The organism is Achromobacter pulmonis, from assembly GCF_902859765.1.
Lineage (GTDB): Bacteria > Pseudomonadota > Gammaproteobacteria > Burkholderiales > Burkholderiaceae_B > Achromobacter > Achromobacter pulmonis.
The window spans coordinates 17,161-32,151 of the sequence record NZ_CADIJV010000010.1 but is presented as its reverse complement, the minus strand read 5'-3'; the positions used below and the strand labels follow the sequence as shown (position 1 = coordinate 32,151).

Here is a 14,991-nt window from a genome sequence, read left to right as displayed (position 1 = left end):
CCGCCCCGGGCAGGAGCGCAGCCTCGTGCCCCGCTTGCGCAAAACCTTCAGGAACCTGACGTCACGTCTGCGGCTCGGCTTGTTCGGCCGTACGTTCCTGCTGCTGGCTGCCCTGATGCTGGTCAGCCTGGGGGCGTGGCTACAAGTCTTCTTCAGCATGGAGCTGGGACCGCGCGCCAACCAGATGGCGCAGCGGGTGATCACGGCCGTCAATATCACGCGCACCGCGCTGATCTATTCCCACAACGACGAACGCAGCAAGCTGCTGCTCGACCTGGCCACCAACGAAGGCATCCAGGTCTATCCGCGCGAGGTCACCGACTTTGCCGAAGCCCTGCCCGACGACGATTACTGGCAGCGCGTGGCCCAGCACATCCGCACGCGCTTCGGCCCGGAAACCCAGATCGCCTGGGGCGTGAATCAGGTGCCCGGCTTCTGGGTGAGTTTCCAGATCGAGAAAGACCTATATTGGCTGGTGTTCGAGCGCGAGCAAATCGGGCTGACGGGCGGCATCGAATGGCTGGGATGGGGCGCCACGGCGCTGCTGCTGTCCCTGGTGGGCGCGGCGGTCAGCGTCGGCTTCGTCAACCGGCCGCTGTCGCGCCTGGCGCGGGCCGCCCAGGTGCTGTCGCGCGGCGAGACCCCGGCGGCCCTGCCCGAGCAGGGGCCGCTGGAAATCCGCGACCTGAACGCCTCCTTCAACCGCATGGCCAAGGACCTGCGGCAGGCCGAAGCCGACCGCGAACTGATGTTGGCGGGCATTTCCCACGACCTGCGCACGCCGCTGGCGCGCATGCGCCTGGAAATCGAGCTGAGCGGCGTATCCGAGGACGCGCGCCAGGCCATCGACGAAGATCTGGGCCAGATCGACCACAGCATCGGCCAATTGATGGAGTACGCCCGCCCCGCCGGCACCCTGCCGCAACTGGCGACCGACATCTCCGCGGTGCTGGCCGAACTGTATGAACGCGAGCGCAGCCATACCTCGTCACTCGGCGGCGAACTGGAAGCCACGCTCGAGCCAGGCCTGCGCGCGCGCATCACGGCGCTGGACCTCAAGCGCATCGTCAGCAACCTGATCGAGAACGCGCGCCGCTATGGCCGCTCGCCCGATGGCATGGCCCACCTGGTCATGACATTGCAAGCCGAGGGCGGCATGATCATCATCGAGGTGTCCGACCGCGGCCCCGGCATCGCCCCCGAGGACGTCGACCGGCTGCTGCGGCCCTTCTCGCGCGGCGAGGCCGCGCGCACCGGCGTCAGCGGCGCCGGCCTGGGCCTGGCCATCGTCGAGCGCCTGCTCAAGCATGTCGGCGGCGCCCTGCGCATGCTGCCGCGCGAGGGCGGCGGCCTGACCGCCCGCATAGAGTTGCCCAAAGCGAAGTTTAGGAATTATCAATTAGACAACGATAATCCATAGCGTAGAATTTATGGTTTGAGGCACAGCCTTAATTCCACCAACAACTACTGGGAGTAAACATGAAAACTGTTGGCGACAAACTCGAGCCCTTCAAGGTTACCGGCGTCAAGCCCGGCTTCAACCAGCACGAAGAAAATGGCGTCTCGGCTTTCGAAGACATCACCGAAAGCTCGTTCCCCGGCAAGTGGAAGGTGATCTACTTCTACCCGAAGGACTTCACGTTCGTGTGCCCCACCGAAATCGTCGGCTTCAACAAGCTGGCCAAGGATTTCGAGGACCGCGATGCCGTCCTGCTGGGTGGCTCGAGCGACAACGAGTTCGTCAAGCTGGCCTGGCGCCGTGAGCACCCGGACCTGAACAAGCTGGGTCACTACCAGTTCGGCGACACCACCGGCGCCCTGATCGACCAGCTGGGCGTGCGCGAGAAAGGGGCGGGCGTTGCCCTGCGCGCCACCTTCATCGTCGACCCGGACAACACCATCCAGCACGTTTCGGTGAACAACCTGAACGTCGGCCGTAACCCGGAAGAAGTGCTGCGTCTGCTCGACGGCCTGCAAACCGACGAGCTGTGCCCGTGCAACCGTACGGTTGGCGGCGCCACGCTGTAAATTCCAGCCCGGCCGGGGACCTGTCCACAGGTCCTTCGCCGGGCTTTAACTGCGCTAGATTATAGGTAAAAACTATGGAATTTCTGACGACCATTAAGGAACAACTGCCGGATTGGGCCAAGGACATCCGCCTGAATCTGGACGCCGTGATTGCCCGCTCGACCCTGGCCCCGGAAGACGCCGTCGGCGCAGCCCTGTCGGCCGCCTACGCCGCGCGCAGCCCGGTGCTGGTCGACGCCTTCAAGAGCGGCCTGTCGGAAGCCGACGCCAATGCCGCGCTGACCGCTTCTGCGCTCATGGGCATGAACAACACCTGGTACCCGTACGTCGAAATGACCGGCGACGCCCAGTTGAAGAGCCTGCCGGCGCAGTTGCGCATGAATGCCTACGCTACCCACGGCGGCGTGGAAAAGAAGCGCTTCGAGCTGTTCGCCCTGGTGGCCTCCATCATCGGCAAGTGCCACTTCTGCGTGGCGTCGCACTACGAGAACCTGAAGAAGGACGGCCTGTCCACGGAACAACTGCGCGACGCCGGCCGCATCGCTTCGGTGGTCAACGCCGCCGCCCTGGCGCTGGCCGCCCAGGGCAAGTAAGCCCGCCGCGGCCGGCCCTGCCGCGGGGCCATGAAGAAAGCCCGCTTGCTCACGCAAGCGGGCTTTTTGCTGGAGACGGCCCCGCTATTGCCCCTGGGATTTGACAGCCTTGGTCGGCAGACCATTGGCCACCCATGCCTCCAGGCCGCCGCGATACCAATAGACCGGCCAACCCATCATCCCGGCGCGCAACGCGGCGTTATAGGCCGAACGGTCATTCATGCCGGCCCCCAGGATGATCAAGGGGACATTGTGTTCTTTCTCGGTGCCCGCCTTCTTGTGCAGCCAGCCATCGAACGCTTCCTGCATCTGGTCGGTGATGCTGCCATCCGAGCCGGCATCGCTCAGCGGGAAGGCCCCGGGGATGGTTTCGCGCTGCCCGCTGGTGTCGATCACCAGGAAATTCTTGTTCTTTTCGTCGGTCAGCAAGGCCACCACGTCTTTGGTGGTGATCACTTTGGCCCGCGGATGCGTGGTCGGCGTCGGCCCCTTGTAGGGCGCCGAGAACAGCAAGGTAGTCGGCGGCACGCCGCTGTCCTGCAGTTCGTCGAAGCCCCCGCCCGGCGCGCGTTGCGGCTGGCCCGCCGGCGCCTGTTGGCGCGGCGGCGGCTGCGGCACCTGCCGCTGCGGCGCTCCGGCCTGCTTGGGCTCGCCGCCGACCGTGCCCATCTCGATGTCGGAGATCATCACCGCGATGTTCTCGATCAACTCGTAGCACATCGTGATCGAGCCTTCGCGCGGGCTGTACCAGGCGTTGAGCTTGCCGCAATCCTTGAAGACCACATTCACCGGCCGCGGCAAGACGTAGGTCTGGCCGAGCAGCTTGATGTTCGTGGTGATGGCGTCGGACAGATTGTTGGCGAACAGGTTGCCGATACGCCGCGATGACGGTTCGAACGTCACGTTCACCGGCGCGCCGGGCGCGTTCGCCGGCTGTTGGCCGTCGGGCGACCAGGCGCCAACGCGCGTATGCGGCGCCAGGATGCGGCGCCAGGCCCGGTTCTGCTTGGTGAATTCATCGGCGCAACGCGCTTTGGTGCGATCTTCGAACCCGACCTGATCGACCAGCGAAGCGAACACCCCCGGATTGCCGCCATACATGATGCACAGCATGTTGCGGAAGCGCTTGAGATCGCCCGTGTGCTCATCCTGCCAGGGCGAATTGCCAGCGCCCCGGGCCTCGGCCAGCTTGCCGCTGTAGTACCACTGCAGGGCCGCGTACTTGGCCGCGCCCTGGGCCATGGCGTTGGTGTCCTCGTCGCTCGACGGGTACATGGTCGGCTCGACGATCTGCAGCGCCGAATAGATATCGACCGCGTCTTCCTCGGCGCCGGTCGAAGGCAGTTCCAGTTCGCCGATCAGGGCGTGGCCGAACTCATGCATGAAGATGCTGCGCATGATGCCGATGTAGACTGCCACGATGCGCAGCGAATCGCCGCCGAAGCGCGGGTACGGGCCAGCGCCCGGCAAACCGCTGTTGCTGCCGGAATCCGGCGCCGCCTGGGGGGGGCGCGGCTGTGGTGGCGGAGCGTTGCCGCCCTGGGCCGGCTTGCCACCCTGGGCGGGAGCGATGTTCGAATTGATGGCGAAGTCGGCGATGCCGAAGGTGCCGACGTCGTAGGCCATGATGCCGAGTTCGGAACCCAGCGCGGGTTCATTCTCGATATCGCCGATCTTCTGGCCATTGACAATGAAGCGGGCCGCGCCCGGCACCTCGACCACCTTGATGCGGTCGGAGCCATCCAGCTTGGCCACATTGGCCACATTGGCGATATCGCGGCGCTTGTCGCCGTCCAGACAGAACAGGATGGTCTGCTTGGCGGCCGTGAGTTCCAACAGGCACAAACCCTTGCGCGCGCGGTTGGTCAGCGCCAGGCCAATGGATGCCTTGGGATTCTTTGAGTTCAGGACCACATTCACGTCGGTGATGCGGCCGGTCTCCGGCGGCTGCCCGACTTTCAGGTAAAGCGTCTGCTCGCTGCCGGCCAGGGCCTTGTTGCGCAGCGTGAACCAGCCATCCTCGACCCCGGCGGTCCAGCCTTGCAGCATCTGCGTGCGAACCGCGCCCGAGAGCGGGCCGAGCTGCTGCTCGAATTCTGCATGTGCAGGCGAACCAACGGCGGCAAGCGCCAAGAACAAGGCAGCGCCACGTACATGCATCTTGGTGTCCCTATTATCCAGGCGTTAAGTAGCGGCAGAATATTCCAGTTCAAATTCACCTGCAAGACGAAAACACCGGTGTTTCCGGCCCCCCGCGCGCCACAGGACGCGGGAACCGCGCCCAACCGCAGCAGCCACGCGGCTTCCGCCCTATTTTGCGGTTTGTTAATTTGTTATGGACATGTATCTGTGCGCGTTAAACAACGCCGGCGCGCGAAAAAAAGCGCGGTGAATACCGCGCCATCGATTCCGGCAGAGGCCGCCAGCCGCGTTTCAGGCGCGTGCCAGCAGCGCCACCACCGTGGCGGAAATGCCTTCCTTGCGGCCCAGGTATCCCAGGCCCTCGTTGGTCTTGGCCTTGATGTTGACCTCGGTTTCGGCCAGACCGGTATCGGCGGCGATGTGTCGCACCATGGCCGGCGCGTGCGGCCCGATCTTGGGGGCCTGGGCATGTACGGTGGCGTCGATGTTGACCGGCGCCCAGCCGGCCTGGCGCACGCGCGCCACGGCCTCGCGCAACAGCACGCGGCTGTCGGCGCCCTTGAAGGCCGGGTCGGTATCGGGGAAATGGCGGCCAATGTCGCCCAGGCCGGCGGCGCCCAGTAACGCGTCGGTGATGGCGTGCAGCAGCACATCGGCATCGGAATGGCCCAGCAGGCCGTGGGTGTGCGGAATGGTCACGCCGCCGATGATCAGCGGCCGCCCCTCGACCAGGGCGTGCACGTCAAAACCCTGTCCGACGCGAAAAGGAATACTCATAGCCATTTTTCCATCAGTTCGAAATCGTCCGGCCAGGTCACTTTGAAATTGCGCATCGCGCCGGGCACCAGCAGGGGAGCATAGCCCGCGGCCTCGATCGCCGAGGCTTCGTCGGTAACCACGGCGCCGCTGACTGCGGCCGCCGTCAGTGCATCGCGCAGCGCCCCGGCGCGGAACATCTGCGGCGTCTGCGCGAGCCACAGGCCGTTGCGGTCCAGGGTGCGCTCGACCCGTTCGTGGCCGGCCTTGACGGTGTCGGCCACCGGCAGTGCCAGCAAACCGCCGACCGGATCCGCGAGGCAGGCGTCGATCAAGCGCGCCAGCGCCGATGCCGGCAGGCCGGGACGGGCTGCGTCGTGCACCAGGACCCAGGTGTCATCGGCCACGCCGCTCTCGGCCAGGGCGCCGGCCACGGTATCGGCGCGGGTGGCGCCGCCGCAGGCCCGCCAGACGGTGCGCGGCAGCCCCGCCAGCGCCTGGTCGACCCAGCCGTCGCCGGGCGTCACCGCCACGCGCACCTGCGACACGCGCTCGTCGGCCAGCAGCGCGGTCACGGCGTGGCGCAGCATGGGCTGTCCGGCCAACGGACGATATTGCTTGGGCACGCTCTCGACGCCGGGGTGGCTGGCGCGGGCGCCGACGCCAGCGGCGGGAACGATTGCGATGATTGAGTCAGACATGGTGCGGTGATTTTATAATCTTCCGCTTGATGCCTGCTCCCAGCCTGATGCCCGCTCCCACCTCCCCCGCCACGGCAGCGCCGCCCGTCCCCGCGACCGCCCCTACTCTCGCCGCGCTCAAGCCCGGCACACGCTACGCTCAACCGCGCCCGCCCGGTTCGGGCGACGCCTGGCTGCTGGCCGACCTGGCCCGGCAGGCCGCCGCGCCGCTGGTGGTGCTGACCGCCGAACCGCTGGAGGCGCAGCGCCTGGCCGAAGAGATCGCGCTATTCGCGCCCGGCCTGCGCGTGCGCCAGCTGCCCGACTGGGAAACGCTGCCGTACGACGCCTTTTCGCCGCACCAGGACCTGATCTCCGAGCGCCTGCACACCCTGCATTCGCTGATGATGAAGACGGTGGACGTGCTGACGGTGCCGGTCACCACCGCGCTGTACCGGCTGGCGCCGCCGTCGTTCCTGGCGGCCTACACCTTTTCCTTCAAGCAGAAGGACAAGCTCGACGAAGCGGCGCTGCGCGCGCAGCTGACGCTGGCCAACTACAACCACGTCACCCAGGTCACCGCGCCGGGCGAATTCTGCCTGCGCGGCGGCCTGATCGACCTGTTCCCGATGGGATCGGCTCTGCCCTACCGGCTCGACCTGTTCGACGACGAGATCGAGACCATCCGCAGCTTCGACGTCGACACCCAGCGCAGCCTGTATCCGGTGCGCGAAGTGCAACTGCTGCCGGGACGCGAATTCCCCATGGACGAGGACTCGCGCAACCGCTTCCGCGCGCGCTTTCGCGAAGAGTTCGAGGGCGATCCATCGCGCGCCCTGCCCTACAAGGACATCGGCAACGGCATCCCGTTTGCCGGGGTCGAGTACTACCTGCCGCTGTTCTTCGACGAGACCGCGACGCTGTTCGACTATCTGGCCGACAACGCCATCACCGTCTCCGTCGGCGACATCGACGACGCGATGCTGCGCTTTCACCAGGACACCGGCAGCCGCTACAGCTTCCTGAAAAGCGACCGCGAACGCCCGGTGCTGCCGCCGTCGGCACTGTTCCTGGACGAGCAGGCGCTGTATGCCCGCCTGAAGGAATTCCGCCGCCTGGCGTTGACTGCCGGCCAGCCGCATCCCGACTTCCGCGCCGCGCCCGACGTCAGCGTGGCGCGCCGCGCCGACGACCCGATCGCCAAGCTGCGCACGCATGTCGGCACGCCGCAGGGCCGCGTGCTGCTGTGCGCCGATTCGGCCGGCCGCCGCGAAACGCTGGTACAGATGCTCAACGAGTTCGGCGTCACGCCGGACGCGCAGCCCGACAGCATTGAAGCCTTCCTCGCCTCCGACGCCCACTTCGGCATCGTCGCCGCGCCTCTGGGCACGGGCTTCGAACTGCCGCAGGCCAACCTTGCCTTCCTGACCGAGAACGACCTTTATCCGGGGCTGGCCAGCACCGGCCGGCGCGGCAAGCGCGACCAGGAGCGCGCCAGCAACGTCGAAGCGATGGTGCGCGACCTGTCCGAACTGCGCGCCGGCGACCCGGTGGTCCACGCGCAACACGGCATCGGCCGCTACCATGGCCTGGTCAACATGGACATGGGCGAAGGCGAGATGGAGTTCCTGCATCTCGAATACGCCAACGGCAGCACGCTGTACGTGCCGGTGTCGCAACTGCACGTGATCGCCCGCTACAGCGGCGCGGATCCGGAAGCCGCGCCGCTGCACCAGCTCGGCTCGGGCCAGTGGGACAAGGCGCGCCGCAAGGCCGCCAGGCAGGTGCGCGACACCGCCGCCGAACTGCTGGCGCTGTATGCCCAGCGCGCGGCGCGCGAGGGCTTCGCCTTCAACCTGCCGCTCAACGATTACCAGGCCTTCGCCGAAGGCTTCGGCTTCGAGGAAACCGCCGACCAGGCCGCCGCCATCGAGGCCGTGCTTGCCGACATGACCTCGGGCCGGCCGATGGACCGACTGGTGTGCGGCGACGTCGGCTTCGGCAAGACCGAAGTGGCGTTGCGTGCCGCCTTCCTGGCGGTGGCCAATGGCAAGCAGGTCGCGCTGCTCTGTCCCACCACGCTGCTGGCCGAGCAGCACGCGCAGACTTTCTCCGACCGCTTCGCCGACTGGCCGGTGCGGGTGGTGGAGCTGTCGCGTTTCCGCTCGGCCAAGGAAGTGGCCGCCGCCATCGAAGGCATCAACGATGGCCGCGTCGACATCGTCATCGGCACTCACAAGATCCTGTCCAAGGATGTGAAGTTCAAGCGCCTCGGGCTGGTCATCATCGACGAAGAGCACCGCTTCGGCGTGCGCCAGAAGGAAGCGCTCAAGGCGCTGCGCGCCGAGGTCGACGTGCTGACCCTGACCGCCACGCCGATCCCGCGCACGCTGGGCATGTCGCTGGAAGGTATCCGCGACTTCTCGGTCATTGCCACGGCGCCGCAGAAACGGCTGGCGATCAAGACCTTTGTGCGGCGCGAAGACGGCAGCACGCTGCGCGAGGCGCTGCTGCGCGAACTCAAGCGCGGCGGCCAGTGCTACTTCCTGCACAACGAGGTCGAGACCATCCACAACCGCCGCGCCCGCCTCGAAGAGCTGGTGCCCGAGGCCCGCATCGCGGTGGCCCACGGCCAGATGCCCGAGCGCGACCTGGAACAGGTGATGAAGGGCTTCTACCAGCAGCGCTACAACGTGCTGCTGTGCACCACCATCATCGAGACCGGCATCGACGTGCCCAGCGCCAACACCATCGTGATCCACCGCGCCGACCGCTTCGGTCTGGCGCAGCTGCACCAGTTGCGCGGCCGTGTCGGCCGCTCGCACCACCAGGCCTACGCCTACCTGCTGACACCGGGCGAGGACGCCATCACCAGCAACGCCAAGAAGCGGCTGGAGGCAATCCAGGCCATGGAGGAACTGGGCTCGGGCTTCTACCTGGCCATGCACGACCTGGAGATCCGCGGCACCGGCGAGGTGCTGGGCGACTCGCAGTCCGGCAACATCCAGGAAGTGGGCTTCTCGATGTACAACGAGATGCTCAACGAAGCGGTGCGCGCCCTGCGCGCCGGCGAAGAGCCGGACCTGGACGCGCCGTTCAACCTGGCCTGCGAAGTCAACCTGCACGCGCCCGCGCTGCTGCCATCCGACTACTGCGCCGATGTCCACGCGCGCCTGAGCGTCTACAAGCGCCTGGCCCACGCCGCCGACGAGGACGACCTGATCCAGATCCAGGAAGAGCTGATCGATCGCTTCGGCAAGCTGCCGGAGGCGGCGCAGACCCTGCTTGCCACTCATCGCCTGCGCCTGGCCGCGCAACCGCTGGGCATCATCAAGATCGACGCCAGCGAAACCCAGGCGCTGCTGCAATTCGGCCCCAAGACCAGTGTCGATCCGGCCAGAATCATCGAACTGGTGCAGCGGCAACGCCACATCAAACTCGCCGGACAGGATAAATTGCGGGTTGAGATCAAGGCCGCGCAGATCCCCGCCCGTGCCGATGCCGTACGCGCTGTGCTGCGCGCCTTGAAGTAACCCGCCCCCGACCCTCGCATTTTTATGACTATCCATCACCTCGTCGTCCAATCCCCCGGCCTGACGGTCGAACATGCCGAACAGCTCGCCGCACTGGCGCAGGCCCAAGGCGTGGCCCGTATCAGCGCCACGGCCGCGCGCCTGCTCGACGTGCAGCACGACGAGGCGACCCGCGCCGACGTGGTGGCCTGGGCCGAGCGCCACGGCATCGACACCGCCTTCGTGCCGGCCGGCCTGAAGCTGGCGCACTGCAAGGTGCTGGCGATGGACATGGACTCGACGCTGATCAACATCGAGTGCATCGACGAGATCGCCGGCGTGGCGGGCGTCAAGGACAAGGTCTCCGAAATCACCGAAGCGGCCATGCGCGGCGAGATCAAGGATTTCGCCGAAAGCCTGCGCCGCCGCGTGGCGCTGCTCAAGGACGTGCCCGCGCAAGCCCTGGAGCAGGTCTACACCGACAAGCTGCGCCTGAACCCGGGCGCCGAGCGCCTGATCACCACCGCCCAGGCCGCCGGCATCAAGGTGCTGCTGGTGTCGGGCGGCTTCACCTTCTTCACCGACCGCCTGCGCGAACGCCTCAAGCTGGACAGCGCGCACGCCAACACGCTGGAGATCGACAACGGCGTGTTGACTGGCCGCGTGCTGGGCGACATCCTCGATGCCGACGCCAAGGCCGTCTATCTGCGCGAGTTCGCGCGTACCCACGGCGCGACCAAGGAAGAGATCATCGCCATGGGCGACGGCGCCAACGACCTGAAGATGCTGGCGGCCGCGGGCTTCCCCGTGGCGTATCACGCCAAGCCGCTGGTACGGCAGCAGACGCGCTACGCGCTGAACGTGTCCGGGCTGGACGGCGTGCTGAACTGGTTTGAAAGCTGAGCGTGGCACGTTCCGCCACGCAAAACAACGCGCCATGAAAAATGCCGTTCATCCGGCTGGATGAACGGCATTGCCGGGAATGCCTATCGTGCGCGCCGCTCAGTAGCGAAGGCGTACAGACAACATGGCTGCCCGCCCCGTCCCGAGCGCGGCATGGTTGCTCGGCCGGGCCCGCGTGTAGAAGGTCTGGTCGAACAGGTTCATCACGTTGAGTTGTACCGACAGGCTGGGATTGACCTTGTACTTGGCCATCACGTCGAAGCGCCAGTATGACGGCACCCAGCGCGCCCTGGGCGCGCCGTTCGCCGCGACGCTCGCATCGGCGTTGCCATAGGCCTTGGCGACATAGTAGGCGCCGCCGCCCAGCGTCAGTTCAGGCAGCACCTTGTAGGAAGACCACAGGCTGAACGCGTGGCGCGGCGTATTCGGCAGCTCCTGGCCCTCGGCGCCGACGTCCCTGCGACCGCCGCGGATCAGCTTGCTGTCCATGAAGATATAACCACCATAGACATTCCAGGCCGGCGTGATGGCGCCCGAGAAGCCCAGTTCGATCCCGCGCACGCGGGTCTGGCCCACCTGCTCGTATTCGCCCGGCAGCACCTCGACATTGGTGTTCTTGCGCCTGTCATGAAACACCGCGCCCGACAGCGTCAAGCGTTCGTCGAACATCTGCCATTTGACGCCTGCCTCCATCGAGCGGCTCTTTTCCGGAGCCGCAGCCTCGTCACGGTCTCTGCGCAAGATGTCGGAAGCCGTGGTGCCCGCCACCGCGGAGGGCGTGGACGCGGTGCCATAGCTCGCGTAGAGGGTGCCTGCCGGCACCGGCTTGTAGACCAGGCCCAGCTGATAGTTCACGAGATTGTCGGTGCGGCTGTAGTGTTCCGTCGCCGAAGGACGGCCGCTGGTGCGGTAGTTATCCCAGCGCAGCCCACCACTGGCCTGCCAGTGTTCGCCGAACTTGATGGTGTCGAAGGCGTACAGCGCCAAGGTGTCGGTGGCATAGGGAGCCGCCAGACCGCGGGCGGTACGGCAAGGGTAGGACACATTCGGATCGGGATTGTGCAATGAGGTATGCGCCAGCGCGTCCGGGCAAGCCGTAATACCGTCGGACACCAGGACCTGGTCGTTGTTTCTCGCCATGGTCTGCTTGACTGAGCTGTATTCGAAGCCCAGGTCAAAGCCGTGCTTGAGCGCACCCGTTTGGAACTCCCCGCTCAAATCGGTCTGGTTAGTGAACGCCTTGGTGACGAAATACCTGCCATATGCCGGCCTGTCCACAATCCCGGCAGGCAGGTTCGCGAGCGTGAGGTTGGGCTGGGTGGCGAGATAGTCGGCGGTTTCATGGCCGTATCGCAGCACGTTGCGCAGCTTGAGCTTATCGGAAAAATCGTGCTCGAAGTCAACGGTGGCCATATCGTCGCGCGTCTTCATGAAATCGCGTCCGGCCAGGCCGTAGAAATTCTTGCGGCTGATGCCAAGCGTCTCCGTGACCGGCAGTCCCACCTGCGGGTCATACGGAATGGAGTAGTCCGGCATGCTGTCGTTCTGGTAATGGTAGTAGCTGAGCGTGATGCGGGTCGGCGTGCCCATCCCCAGCGTCAGCGACGGCGCCATGCCCCATCGCTCGAAGTTCACCGCCTTGTCGCGTCCCGGCACGTCGCCCTTGGAGCCCATGACGTTCAGGCGGAATGCCGTCTTTTCGCCCAGGCGCCAGTTGCTGTCGAGGGTGCCGCGATAATTGTGATCCGTGCCGATCTGGCCGGTGGCTTCGATCGCATCCTTGGCCTTGGGCGCCTTGCTGACCATGTTGATGCTGCCGCCCGCGCCGCCCCGGCCGGCATAGACCGAGTCGGGCCCCTTGATGATCTCGACCTGCTCCAGGTTGAAGGTGTCGCGCGCCTGCATGCTGACGTCACGCACGCCATCGAGGAACAGGCTGCTGGCGGCGTTCTGGCCGCGGATGATGGGCAGGTCACCGCCAGCGCGGCCGCCCTCGCCGGCCGCGAAGGTAATGCCCGGCGAATTTTGCAGCACGTCCTGCAACGATGTCGCGGACTGATCGGACATGACCTGCTTGGGCACCACCTGCACCGAGCGCGGCGTGTCCAGCAGCGGCGCCGTCATCTTGGGCGACTGGACGCTGTCCGGCTGGTAGGGCGAGGTCTCGCCCTGCACCTGGACCGGCGCGAGCTGCGGGACGTGCCCGGCGCCGGACTGCGCCATCGCATAGGGACTGATGAACAGCGCGGGGACCGCCACCGCGGCCGCCAACGACCCGGCCAATGAATTCAACGCGTACGAATCTTCGTGTTTCACGATTAATCTCTCCCGCGCAGAAATGACAATCATTCCTGCTTATGAAAGATTGCGATTCTCTACGGGAAAGTGGCCCGACCCCGCCCCAATCAGCGAAATCGGACGCGGTAACGCGAGCATGACGAAGCTTGACGGCTTTTAACCACAAAAACGGTAATCGACGCCCACACCGCCAAAACAAAAACGCCCCTTACGGGGCGTTTACGATGACGGCGATCGCGCGGCGCGCTCAGGGCCGCAGCGGCGGATGGCGCTTGAACAGGTAGCGATACACGAAGCCGGGATAGGCCAACACCAGGTACAGGCTCAAGGTGATGGCGTAGAACTCCCAAGTCTGCTTGAAGCGGTTACCCAGCACGGACTCGAACGCGAAGCCCAGGGCGCCCACGATCAGGTAGAACACCAGCACTTCAACCAGGCGCAGCCAGAACGGCTTGACTGCCTCGGCTCCGCCCCGCTTCCACGGCAACACCGCAAACACCCGCTCGGTGAGGAACGGCAGGTTCGCGCTGACCAGGGCCAGCGCGATCAGGAGCCATACCGCCAGGGTCTGGTTCATGGCTCCGTTCCGCTCACAGGCTGAGCGAGCTGCGGATGGCCTGCACGCACAGGGCCATCAGGCCGCCGGGCAACAGCCCCAGCACCAGGATCAGCAGGCCGTTGACCGACAGCACGCCGCGCTGGCCCAAGGTGGCCGACATCGGGGCGGCATCGGCCGCCGGCTCGTCGAAGTACACCACCTTGACCACGCGCAGGTAGTAGAACGCGCCGATCAGCGAGAACAGCACCGCAACCACGGCCAGGGTGACGTGCCCGGCGCTGATCAGGGCCTGCAGCACCGCCAGCTTGGCATAGAAGCCCACCAGCGGCGGAATGCCGGCCAGCGAGAACATCAGCAGCAGCACGACGGCGGCATGCCACGGGCTGCGGCGGTTCAGGCCCTTCAGGTCGTCGATCTGCTCGCACTCGAAACCCTGGCGCGACAGCAACAGCACGATGCCGAAGCTGGCCAGCGTGGTCAGCACGTAGGTCAGCATGTAGAACAGCGAGGCGCCGTAGGCGGCCGAGGCCAGTTCCGGCTTGCCGGCCACCGAGCCCGACATCAGGCCCAGCAGCACGAAGCCCATGTGCGAGATGGTCGAGTAGGCCAGCATGCGCTTGAAGTTGGTCTGCGCAATGGCGGTGAGGTTGCCGATGGCCAGCGACAGCACCGCCAGGATCATCAGCATCGGCTGCCAGTCGGCGGCCAGGCCATGCAGGCCGTCGACCAGCAGGCGCAGCGTAATGGCGAAGGCCGCCAGCTTGGGCGCGCCGCCCAGGATCAGCGTGACCGCGGTCGGCGAACCCTGGTAGACGTCCGGCACCCACATGTGGAACGGCACCGCGCCAAGCTTGAACGCCAGGCCCGACACCAGGAACACGATGCCGAACACCAGCGCCATCTTCTCGGCCTTGCCGGCGGCGATGACCTTGGAGACTTCGGCCAGGTCGAGATGACCGGTGGCGCCATAGACCATCGACATGCCGTACAGCAGGAAGCCCGAGGCCAGCGCGCCCAGCACGAAGTACTTCATGGCGGCTTCGGTGGCGACGACGTTGTCACGGCGCAGCGCGATCAGCGCGTACAGCGCCAGCGACATCAGCTCCAGGCCCAGGTAGATCGAGATCAGGTTGCCCGACGAGATCATCACCATCTGGCCCAGCAGGGCGAACAGCGTCAGCACGTACAGCTCGCCGCCGCGGACCATGTCGCGCAACTGAGCGTAGACGCGGCCGTAGACCAGCGTGACCGCCACCGCGATATACGAGGCGATCTTGAGCAGGTGCGACAGTTCGTCGGTGACGTACAGGCCGTTGAAGGTCGAGCCGGTGACACCGTTCTTCCACTGCAATGCGGACACCACGGTCAGCACGCCCAGCGCCAGCATGGTCAACAGGAACGTCGGCTTGCGCTCGGGGTGATTGCTGACCGCGTCGACGAGCAGGATAGCCAGGCCGAAAACCAGCAGGAGGATTTCCGGTGTCGCCAGGGCGAAATCGATTTGGGATTGCATCATTGTC

11 protein-coding genes are annotated in these 14,991 nt (G+C 66.0%); 5 read left to right on the top strand and 6 right to left on the bottom strand.

Features of this window, described 5'->3' with window-relative positions; genetic code table 11:
• The first annotated feature begins 25 nt into the window (after window positions 1-25).
• The 3 genes from risS (at window position 26) to HV701_RS10715 (ending at window position 2,621) form a co-directional block, all read left to right on the top strand.
• Window positions 26-1,420, top strand: coding sequence for a sensor histidine kinase RisS (gene risS, locus HV701_RS10725; protein WP_175133045.1), 1,395 nt, complete (start codon window positions 26-28; stop codon window positions 1,418-1,420).
• Between the two features lie 59 nt (window positions 1,421-1,479).
• Window positions 1,480-2,028, top strand: a complete 549-nt coding sequence (locus tag HV701_RS10720) for a peroxiredoxin (RefSeq protein WP_006389231.1) — start codon at window positions 1,480-1,482, stop codon at window positions 2,026-2,028.
• 74 nt (window positions 2,029-2,102) lie between these two features.
• Window positions 2,103-2,621 (top strand): carboxymuconolactone decarboxylase family protein, encoded by a 519-nt coding sequence (locus tag HV701_RS10715; protein WP_175133044.1) that lies wholly within the window; start codon window positions 2,103-2,105, stop codon window positions 2,619-2,621.
• Window positions 2,622-2,705: 84 nt separating this feature from the next.
• Here the strand turns inward: HV701_RS10715 and HV701_RS10710 are convergent, their stop codons facing one another.
• The 3 genes from HV701_RS10710 to ispD form a co-directional block, all read right to left on the bottom strand.
• Window positions 2,706-4,781 (bottom strand): DUF4344 domain-containing metallopeptidase, encoded by a 2,076-nt coding sequence (locus HV701_RS10710; protein ID WP_175133043.1) that lies wholly within the window; start codon window positions 4,779-4,781, stop codon window positions 2,706-2,708.
• 273 nt (window positions 4,782-5,054) lie between these two features.
• Window positions 5,055-5,540 carry a 2-C-methyl-D-erythritol 2,4-cyclodiphosphate synthase gene (gene ispF / locus HV701_RS10705; protein WP_175133042.1) on the bottom strand — a complete coding sequence of 162 codons (486 nt, stop codon included), beginning with the start codon at window positions 5,538-5,540 and terminating at the stop codon, window positions 5,055-5,057.
• Complete coding sequence (ispD, locus tag HV701_RS10700) at window positions 5,537-6,220, bottom strand: 2-C-methyl-D-erythritol 4-phosphate cytidylyltransferase (RefSeq protein ID WP_175133041.1); 684 nt, start codon at window positions 6,218-6,220, stop codon at window positions 5,537-5,539. Before ispD ends, ispF begins: the two co-directional genes overlap by 4 nt.
• 47 nt (window positions 6,221-6,267) lie before the next feature.
• Here ispD and mfd point away from each other — a divergent pair, with 47 nt between their 5' ends.
• On the top strand, window positions 6,268-9,732 hold the full coding sequence (mfd, locus tag HV701_RS10695; RefSeq protein ID WP_420867813.1) for a transcription-repair coupling factor: 3,465 nt from the start codon (window positions 6,268-6,270) through the stop codon (window positions 9,730-9,732).
• A gap of 24 nt (window positions 9,733-9,756) precedes the next feature.
• The gene (serB, locus tag HV701_RS10690; protein ID WP_175133039.1) at window positions 9,757-10,614 is read left to right on the top strand and encodes a phosphoserine phosphatase SerB; all 858 of its coding nucleotides are present in this window, start codon (window positions 9,757-9,759) and stop codon (window positions 10,612-10,614) included.
• A 99-nt stretch (window positions 10,615-10,713) separates the two neighbouring features.
• Here serB and HV701_RS10685 read toward each other — a convergent pair whose 3' ends face one another.
• The 3 genes from HV701_RS10685 to nuoN form a co-directional block, all read right to left on the bottom strand.
• Entirely contained in the window at window positions 10,714-12,963 is a 2,250-nt protein-coding gene (locus HV701_RS10685; protein WP_175133038.1) for a TonB-dependent receptor, read from the bottom strand.
• Between the two features lie 196 nt (window positions 12,964-13,159).
• Window positions 13,160-13,489, bottom strand: coding sequence for a DUF2818 family protein (locus HV701_RS10680; RefSeq protein ID WP_175133037.1), 330 nt, complete (start codon window positions 13,487-13,489; stop codon window positions 13,160-13,162).
• Window positions 13,490-13,502: 13 nt separating this feature from the next.
• Window positions 13,503-14,987, bottom strand: coding sequence for an NADH-quinone oxidoreductase subunit NuoN (gene nuoN / locus HV701_RS10675; protein ID WP_175133036.1), 1,485 nt, complete (start codon window positions 14,985-14,987; stop codon window positions 13,503-13,505).
• Between the last annotated feature and the right edge of the window lie 4 nt (window positions 14,988-14,991).